This window comes from Gilliamella sp. W8136 (assembly GCF_016101285.1).
Lineage (GTDB): Bacteria > Pseudomonadota > Gammaproteobacteria > Enterobacterales > Orbaceae > Gilliamella > Gilliamella apicola_N.
In genome coordinates, this window is the sequence record NZ_JACFQU010000026.1 from 18,731 (window position 1) to 27,348 (window position 8,618).

Below are 8,618 nucleotides of genomic sequence, written 5' to 3' on the forward strand. Positions count from 1 at the left end.
CACTATTTTTTTATTGAATCAACTAACTGATTTTTCTTAATGAATGAATCATTTTCTACAGCTTTTAAAAAACGATTTTGTTCTTTTATTGTGTTTAAATGATAACCCATCGCTCGAGCAGCCTGAATCTTGGCTTTTAAACTATTACTTTCCTCTAGATTCGAAAATTGCAATTGATAAGCTATATTGTTATTGACGATCCACAAATATCCAGGGCGTTTATTATATTGGACTAATAATAATTTTGACTCTTCAGCCGTTAACAATAATTCACCTGCTTGAGAGGTTTTTCCTTCACAAAGAATATCATCTGTCATTAGGGCATCATCTGAACTGTTGGCTGAAACAATTCTCCATGAGGTATTAGGATAATTTATCCCCATACTACCAGGAATATCGGCTATTTTAAGATTTAATTGATATGGCAAGTCTTTTGCAATTTCAACTGCACTTAATGGAAGATCTGTATTTGGTAAAAACAGTGATGCTGGTCCCATTTTCTGCAATGCATTACTTTTTATATAAACATTATTAGCCGTACCCAGTTCAATCCCTGCACTGCTGATTTTGATGTATGAACCGCCACACATTAACTTCAGCTCTTCACTTGCGGTGACCGTTAATTTTCCATCGACACTGTCTATTTTAATATCTTGTTTGGCGGCCATATTCAGGTTGGCATTTTGCGCCTGCACCTCAACATCACCCTGATTGGCAAAGACTTTCATTCCCGATTTATGGGCAAACAGACCGATGGATTCACCGGATGAGACGGTAATGTTTTTTAACGCATTAATGTCAGTTTGGTTTTCACTGGTCATTGAAACGCTATTCGATGTTGACAGTTGGATGTTTTCCGGACTGGTTAAAGCGATGCCCTCTTGTGCATAAGCAATAATGCCACTTTGGGCTAATTGGGTTAATGTCGCTTTAAGTTGCTCCTGACTGTCGGTGTCCGCGCCATGAGCTTCAGAGGCAGTTGCTGCATTTTGCAGTGCTTTAGCAATTGATAACGCATTTTCAAGCTGAGTAATGGCACCTTGCATATCAAGCTGTTTACCCTGTGCCTTAGGCTCGGTCTGACTGGTCAGGTATAAACCTTTATTGGCCGCAATCGCTCCCCACTCATCGGTGCGCAGTTCAAATCCCTCACCTCGCTGCTCTTTGTTTTGGTCAACTAAATGCCCGATGTTAAGCTGGGTTTTACCATATTCGGTCGCTAACTTGATGTGCTCTTGTCCGCGCTTATCATCCATCCGCAGTTTGTTGTTATCAGGAGTACGAATTACATTTCGGTGTTTGTTTATGGTGGTCACATGGTCAGGGTGTTGACTGTCATGCATCGCATGCGCGATATAAGGTCGGTCCGGATTACCGTTAGTAAACGCTACCGCAACTTCTGTGCCGTCAATCAGTGGAAAGTGAAAACCATAGGTACTGCCTGCATACGGTTTAGCCAGTCTTAACCATAAACTCTCTTCCCCGTTTCGCCACTCTTTTAAATCAAAGTTAAATTTAACCCGATAGCGCCCTTGTGTATCAATATAACCATAGGTGTCATTATTCGGACTGGTTACCCGTGCCGGTAAAGTGCCGTCAATAGTCGGAAAAGGAATCGGCTCCGGGCGGTAAGGTTTTAATGGCTGGTAAGGTATAGCAGTAAAACTCAGTTCATAAGCCTCACTGCGGTTTCCCTGTCCTTGCACCGTTAATATCATTACCCCCTCATCAATTCCGGCAATCGCACTGCCTTTGATGCGGATATGTTGACCCGGAGCTAAATTGGCCTGATTGCTTTTACCCCGGATAACAATTTGACGGCTAATCGCTCGCTCATGACGAATGCGGGCATACCATTCACCACTTTCAACACCATTACTCGCATTACCAGAATGAGTACTAATATCACTGCTATTATCGTTATTATTGCCGTTACTGTCGTCGGTATCGATATCACCACTATTTTCATCATCATCGTCATCATTATTATTGTTGGTGTCACTATCAATTCCATTATTGCTGTCACCATTGCCATTTAACCCTTTATAGTGCTCATCATAACGGTAATCAGTGCCATAAGTGGTGTTATCTTTCTGTTGGCTGTTAACATTACCCAGTAAATTCGCCTGCGCATCGCGGTAGTTATAATCCTGTACTTGTACCGAAGATTCCACCATCTGACTGTGTAAGGTTATATCCCAGACACTTTCAACGCCGTTATCCAGTGTACCGCTCGGTTGTTTGTACACAATATCAGCCACCTGCTGATAACCTTGCTCATAATCACTGATGACCATCACATCACAGTTGTGTTCACCATGCGTTTCAAATCGGAAATAGACCCCCACATCAGCAAGCAGTCTTTGAATAAACTCAAGGTCACTCTCTTGCCACTGGGTGATAAATTCGCGTTCAGGGTATTGCTCTTTAAGCACTAAACGATAATCAATTCCTGCATAACCATGACCACGCAAGACCTCTTCAACCACACTGATAACGCTTTGATTCTGAAAAATAGCACAGTTATGACTTAATGCCAGTTTGGCTAATTGCGAGGATAAGACAACCTGATAACGGGCTTCATCGTTACTGACTGATAATTGGCTGAACTGGGTTACCACACCATAAAGAGTGCGTGAGCCGCCTTGAGATAATAGTGAGTTTAACGGATTAAGCGGATTAAACTGGGTTAAAGAGTTAAGCGAATCAAGTGGATTGGATTGTTTAAGTTTATCTAACTGTTTTAATGGCTCAGACTGTTTTAATGCATCTAATGGATTAGAAGAAGTTAAGGAATTAAGTGCATTAAATCCTTGAGTTGCAAAGTCGCTTAAACGGCTAGAATTAGCAGGATTAAAACTCAAACGGGCATTTTGGTTAAGAAATGACTCAACAGAAAGTTGTTTATCCGAGCTGGTGAAAGTAATCGTATAGTGCCAAGGCTGATTAAGTTGCTCATTACCCTCAACCTGTAGGATTGAAACCTCAGCAGATAAACCATCAATATTTAACGTATAACGATTATGACCGACTCCGTTAACTAAACCTTGCTTTAAACCCCGACTTAAACCATTACCCAATTGATTCACCAGATTAGTTAACCCTTTATTCATGTTATCCTCTATATATTTCATGCGCACTGCAAATACAACTTTGTTTTATTGAATATTTATTATTATCTGACCAGTTAATTATTATAAAAATTGCCAATAGTCAGTATGGTGTTAAAATCAGTTAGATTTAAAAATAATCTAAAAAAGAACATAAAATACACTGTTTTGTGTAATTTGCAACATTTTTTTAAAAATTCTATAAATTTAATTTAGATAGATAACTTACTGATATTGTTAATAAATAAAATAAAATATCATTAAAAATTTGTTACTTAAACATGATCAAACAAGGATTAACAAAATTTGGATTTTGCAGATTTTTTATTGAGTATTTTGCACCGAATTTTTATTAAGATTTGTAACTAAAAAATCATTTTTACTCAAACATAGCTATAACCTGAAACTTTTTGACAAAAATAATGGACTGCACAATTACCCAAAAAATATGCTTTTTAGAACTACCGATAAGGCTATGAATAAGATTTTAGTGTGATTAAATAATTGAGTTGAAGTTATTCAAAATAATTTAATTATATTAATAAGTTAAAATTAATTTTGTAAAAAATATTCAGGAGTCTATACCATTTCGTTATGAAAAGCGTACTGTATATTACGTTTATGAATAATTACTATCTTTTCTATAGTACCTGCATTCAAGCTTTACACAATTTAATCTATGTTTTATAAATGGACTCGATAAATTTTCTTATCATATCCCCATAGTCCTTCTTGTATCACTCTTATACTCTAACTCTTGAACAATGCCAAAACCACATAACATTTTATTACTCTCTACTTCTATGCAAAATGAAAAACCGTACTACCTAAACAACCTTATAGAGGTGAATATTGTTCTAATATTTTGGCGAGGATCAATTTGAAAGGAATAAAAAAATTCAGAATAAGGGTAACCCTTTTTATTTTTTCAATATCCTCTTGATAATGCTGTTTTTGATGTAATGAAAGTAATGATATTTTTTAAAAAAATATCTGTGCACATATGAACATCAGATATTAAATAAATCTCCTTAATTTTCCCAATTTTATTTTTCCTATTGATAACATTTATCTATAATAAATTTTCTATCAACTGATTTTTCAGGATTATTAATTAAATCATCTAAAACATCACCTAAGCACTGGGTGCGCTGTTTACTAATAGATAACATGTTTTTTTCTTCTGTTTCTAATTTTCCTTTCTTTTCTAACATGTGAGATAGAATTTTATATTGTTGAAGAATAAATTCGTAATTTCCATATACCCACGATACAGGATCGCCAAAACTTACTTTTGTAGTATCATCTTTATTTGCCTTATCAACTTTTTCATCTATTTGTAATTTGGTAAACAAAACGATTGATGTTGGATAATCCTTAAAAAGATAAGAAAGTTTTTCAGATACAACCCATAACACTTTATGATTTAAAATTTTTTTAAACTCATCTTCAAAATATTGCTTTTGTGTTACCGTTAGCGATGAAATTTTCTTTTCATATAAATCCGTACACTCTTTAATAGGATGATCTGCTATCCAAGTCAAATCACAATCATGAATATTTTTAGCCATAGCTTGACTTGCAATACAATTTAAGAAGAATATAAATAAAAATTTATTTAATAACTTGTAAAATTGCGACAATATTATCTCCATTTTTTCCTATTCCTCTATGTTTAATTAAAAAATCATGTATTTCCGGATATTTATCATAATCAGTAATCGTTATACAACCATGAGATAAATGACCAATATGAATAAAACGTTCTGAAGACTTAGGTAATATAGGAAACCAAATGTTATAATTTTTAACTGGCACCCCACCAACCTTATAAAAATCAGTCTGATCGGGTGGATGACCACCATCTGGGGTTGCAATTTCATAAGTTCCTACAGGTAATGGTGTTCTTCCACTTCCAGGGGGCCAATCTGAATTTGTACCGATATCTCCTTAATTCTTCCTATTGATAGCATTTATCTATAATAAATTTCTTATCAACTGATTTATCAAAATTGTGACTTAAATCGTCTAAAATATCACCTAAACACTGGATTCGTTGTTTACTAATAGATAACATGTTTTTTTCTTCTGCTTCTAATTTTCCTTTCTTTTCTAACATGTAAGATAGAATTTTATATTGTTGAAGAATAAATTGGAAATCTCCATACTCGCTCGATACAGGATCGTCAGCATTCACTTTCTTAGTATCATCTTTATTTGCCTTATCAACTTTTTCATTTATTTGTAATTTGGTAAACAAGACCGTTGATGTTGGATAATCCTTAAAAAGATAAGCAAGTTCTTCATATACAACCCATAACACTTTATGATCATCTAAAATTTTTTTAAACTTATCTTCAAAATTTTGCTTTTGTATTACCGTTAACGATGAAATTTTCTTTTCATATAAATCCGTACACTCTTTAATAGGATGATCTGTTATAAAATTCAAATCACATTCATGAATATTTTTAGCAATAGCTTGACTTGCAATACAATTTAAGAAAAATATAAATAAAAATTTACTTAATAACTTGTAAAAGTGCGACAATATTATGACCATTTTTTCCTTTTCCTCTATGTTTAATTAAATAATCATGTATTTGCGGGTATTTCTCATAATCAATAATCGATATGCAACCATGAGATAAATGACCAACATGTATAAAACGTTCTGAAGACTTAGGTAAAATAGGAAACCAAATTTTATAATCTTTAACAGGTTCCCCACCAACCGTATAAAAATCAGTCTGCGTGGGTTTATGATAACCATCTGGAGTCGCAATTTCATAAGTTCCTACAGGTAATGGTGTTCTTCGACTTCCAAGGAGTCAATCTGAATTTGTACCGATATCTCCTTAATTCCTCCTATTGATAGCATTTATCTATAATAAATTTTCTATCAACTGATTTTTCAAAATTTTGACTTAAATCATCTAAAACATCACCTAAGCACTGGGTGCGCTGTTTACTAATAGATAACATGTTTTTTTCTTCTGTTTCTAATTTTCCTTTCTTTTCTAACATGTGAGATAAAATTTTATATTGTTGAAGAATAAATTCGTAATTTCCATATACCCACGATACAGGATCGCCAAAACTTACTTTTGTAGTATCATCTTTATTTGCCTTATCAACTTTTTCATCTATTTGTAATTTGGTAAACAAAACGATTGATGTTGGATAATCCTTAAAAAGATAAGCAAGTTTTTCAGATACAACCCATAACACTTTATGATTTAAAATTTTTTTAAACTCATCTTCAAAATATTGCTTTTGTGTTACCGTTAGCGATGAAATTTTCTTTTCATATAAATCCGTACACTCTTTAATAGGATGATCTGCTATCCAAGTCAAATCACAATCATGAATATTTTTAGCCATAGCTTGACTTGCAATACAATTTAAGAAGAATATAAATAAAAATTTATTTAATAACTTGTAAAAGTGCGACAATGTTATGTCCATTTTTTCCTTTTCCTCTATGTTTAATTAAATAATCATGTATTTGCGGATATTTATCATAATCAGTAATCGTTATACAACCATGAGATAAATGACCAATATGAATAAAACGTTCTGAAGACTTAGGTAAAATAGGAAACCAAATTTTATAATCTTTAACAGGTTCCCCACCAACCTTATAAAAATCAGTCTGATCGGGTGGATGACCACCATCTGGGGTTGCAATTTCATAAGTTCCTACAGGTAATGGTGTTCTTCCACTTCCAAGGGCCCAATCTGAATTTGTACCGATATCTCCTTAATTCCTCCTATTGATAGCATTTATCTATAATAAATTTTCTATCAACTGATTTTTCAGGATTATCAATTAAATCATCTAAAATATCACCTAAGCACTGGGTGCGCTGTTTACTAATAGATAGCATGTTTTTTTCTTCTGCTTCTAATTTTCCTTTCTTTTCTAACATGTGAGATAAAATTTTATATTGTTGAAGAATAAATTCGTAATTTTCATATACCGACAATACAGGATCGCCAAAACTCACTTTTGTAGTATAATCTTTATTTGCCTTATCAACTTTTTCATTTATTTGTAATTTGGTAAATAAGACCGTTGAAGTTGGATAATCCTTAAAAAGATAAGCAAGGTCTGCAGATACAGCCCCTAATACTTTATGATTTAAAATCTTTTTGAACTCATCTTCAAAATATTGCTTTTGTGTTTCCGTTAGCGATGAAATTTTCTTTTCATATAAATCCGTACACTCTTTAATAGGATGATCTGCTATCCAAGTCAAATCACAATCATGAATATTTTTAGCTATGGCTTGACTTACAACACAATTAAAGAAAAAGATAAATATAAATTTACTTAATAACTTGTAAAAGTGCGACAATAGTATCTCCATTTTTTCCTTTTCCTCTATGTTTAATTAAATAATCATGTATTTGCGGATATTTATCATAATCAATAATCGATATGCAACCATGAGATAAATGACCAATATGAATAAAACGTTCTGAAGACTTAGGTAAAATAGGAAACCAAATCTTATAATTTTTAACTGGCACTCCACCAACCGTATAAAAATTAGTCTGCTCGGGTGGATGACCACCATCTGGAGTTGCAATTTCATAAGTTCCTACAGGTAATGGTGTTCTTCCACTTCCAGGGGTCCAATCTGAATTTAATGTCACTTGTACAGATATATTCCCTACAGTTAGGGTAGCGAATTGTTGATCTAGTTTTTGGTCTCTAGGTATAGAATACCAACCACTAACAAATTTACCGTATTTTAATTTTATAGTCGGTATTTTATTATCAGGAGGCGTTAGATCAAGGTATGTATCAGCGCCACCCTTAATCATCATAGAACCCATAAGACCTTTCCATTCACCATCTTCTACCCTAAGTCTTACTCTATCACCATTATTATTTATTCCTAGTAAAGTTAATTTGGTATACATATAGAGACCATGTTTTTTCTCTCCTCTACCATCAATAAGTATGGTTACATAACCATCTTGACCAACTTTATTAACATAAGCAGTCATAGTTACCCCTATTGAAGTGGTATTATTATTTCCTTGTGATGTTGTTGTTGTTCTCCGCTCTTTTTGCTTATTAATCCAATTCATCACTGCTGCTGACATTATTTTCTCCTAATCTATCTATATCTATTTCTACATGTAATGGTATTTCTGTTTCAGAATAAACAGTACTTGTATAACCATTTGAATCTGTTGTTCCAGTTGCATAAACACTTTCACCATGCCATATTTTATAGGGCATATCTGCAATAAATTGTCCATTATTATCAGTCAACAAAAACTTCATACTTTTTAGACCTACACTGATATAATTAGAAATATTAGGTAAGATAATTTTTAGTATATCCTTCGTTGCTGGCCCCATTTTTTGCATGGCATTACTTTTTATATACACATTATCCGCCGTGCCCAGTTCAATCCCAGCGCTACTGAGTTTGATGTATGAACCTCCGCACATTAACGTCAAATCTTCGCATGCGCTTACTCTCAGTT

General features: G+C 33.6%; 8 protein-coding genes. All 8 read right to left on the bottom strand.

Annotation, left to right across the window (positions count from 1 at the left end):
- Positions 1-2 precede the first annotated feature (2 nt).
- The gene (locus H3T96_RS14150) at positions 3-3,113 is read right to left on the bottom strand and encodes a type VI secretion system Vgr family protein (RefSeq protein ID WP_186279215.1); all 3,111 of its coding nucleotides are present in this window, start codon (positions 3,111-3,113) and stop codon (positions 3-5) included.
- Between the two features lie 1,052 nt (positions 3,114-4,165).
- Positions 4,166-4,681: a hypothetical protein gene (locus tag H3T96_RS14155; RefSeq protein ID WP_144091486.1), complete on the bottom strand. Its 516-nt coding sequence runs from the start codon at positions 4,679-4,681 to the stop codon at positions 4,166-4,168.
- A 43-nt stretch (positions 4,682-4,724) separates the two neighbouring features.
- On the bottom strand, positions 4,725-4,928 hold the full coding sequence (locus H3T96_RS14160; protein ID WP_144091485.1) for a hypothetical protein: 204 nt from the start codon (positions 4,926-4,928) through the stop codon (positions 4,725-4,727).
- Positions 4,929-5,070: 142 nt separating this feature from the next.
- Positions 5,071-5,673, bottom strand: coding sequence for a hypothetical protein (locus H3T96_RS14165; RefSeq protein ID WP_144091484.1), 603 nt, complete (start codon positions 5,671-5,673; stop codon positions 5,071-5,073).
- A 305-nt stretch (positions 5,674-5,978) separates the two neighbouring features.
- Positions 5,979-6,578 carry a hypothetical protein gene (locus tag H3T96_RS14170; protein WP_144091483.1) on the bottom strand — a complete coding sequence of 200 codons (600 nt, stop codon included), beginning with the start codon at positions 6,576-6,578 and terminating at the stop codon, positions 5,979-5,981.
- Positions 6,579-6,883: 305 nt separating this feature from the next.
- Positions 6,884-7,483 carry a hypothetical protein gene (locus H3T96_RS14175; protein WP_144091482.1) on the bottom strand — a complete coding sequence of 200 codons (600 nt, stop codon included), beginning with the start codon at positions 7,481-7,483 and terminating at the stop codon, positions 6,884-6,886.
- On the bottom strand, positions 7,443-8,228 hold the full coding sequence (locus H3T96_RS14180; RefSeq protein ID WP_144091481.1) for a hypothetical protein: 786 nt from the start codon (positions 8,226-8,228) through the stop codon (positions 7,443-7,445). Before H3T96_RS14180 ends, H3T96_RS14175 begins: the two co-directional genes overlap by 41 nt.
- Positions 8,200-8,618 (bottom strand): DUF2345 domain-containing protein (locus H3T96_RS14185; protein WP_198248677.1); only part of this gene is annotated, 419 nt, incomplete at its 5' end. The genes H3T96_RS14185 and H3T96_RS14180, both read right to left, overlap by 29 nt.

What these genes read in the sequence shown, in the direction of transcription:
- H3T96_RS14165 (WP_144091484.1), bottom strand. Translation starts at nt 5,673, where the DNA reads ATGGTCATAATATTGTCGCACTTTTACAAGTTATTAAGTAAATTTTTA.
- H3T96_RS14180 (WP_144091481.1), bottom strand. Translation starts at nt 8,228, where the DNA reads ATGTCAGCAGCAGTGATGAATTGGATTAATAAGCAAAAAGAGCGGAGA.
- H3T96_RS14170 (WP_144091483.1), bottom strand. Translation starts at nt 6,578, where the DNA reads ATGGACATAACATTGTCGCACTTTTACAAGTTATTAAATAAATTTTTA.
- H3T96_RS14155 (WP_144091486.1), bottom strand. Translation starts at nt 4,681, where the DNA reads ATGGCTAAAAATATTCATGATTGTGATTTGACTTGGATAGCAGATCAT.
- H3T96_RS14150 (WP_186279215.1), bottom strand. Translation starts at nt 3,113, where the DNA reads ATGAATAAAGGGTTAACTAATCTGGTGAATCAATTGGGTAATGGTTTA.
- H3T96_RS14175 (WP_144091482.1), bottom strand. Translation starts at nt 7,483, where the DNA reads ATGGAGATACTATTGTCGCACTTTTACAAGTTATTAAGTAAATTTATA.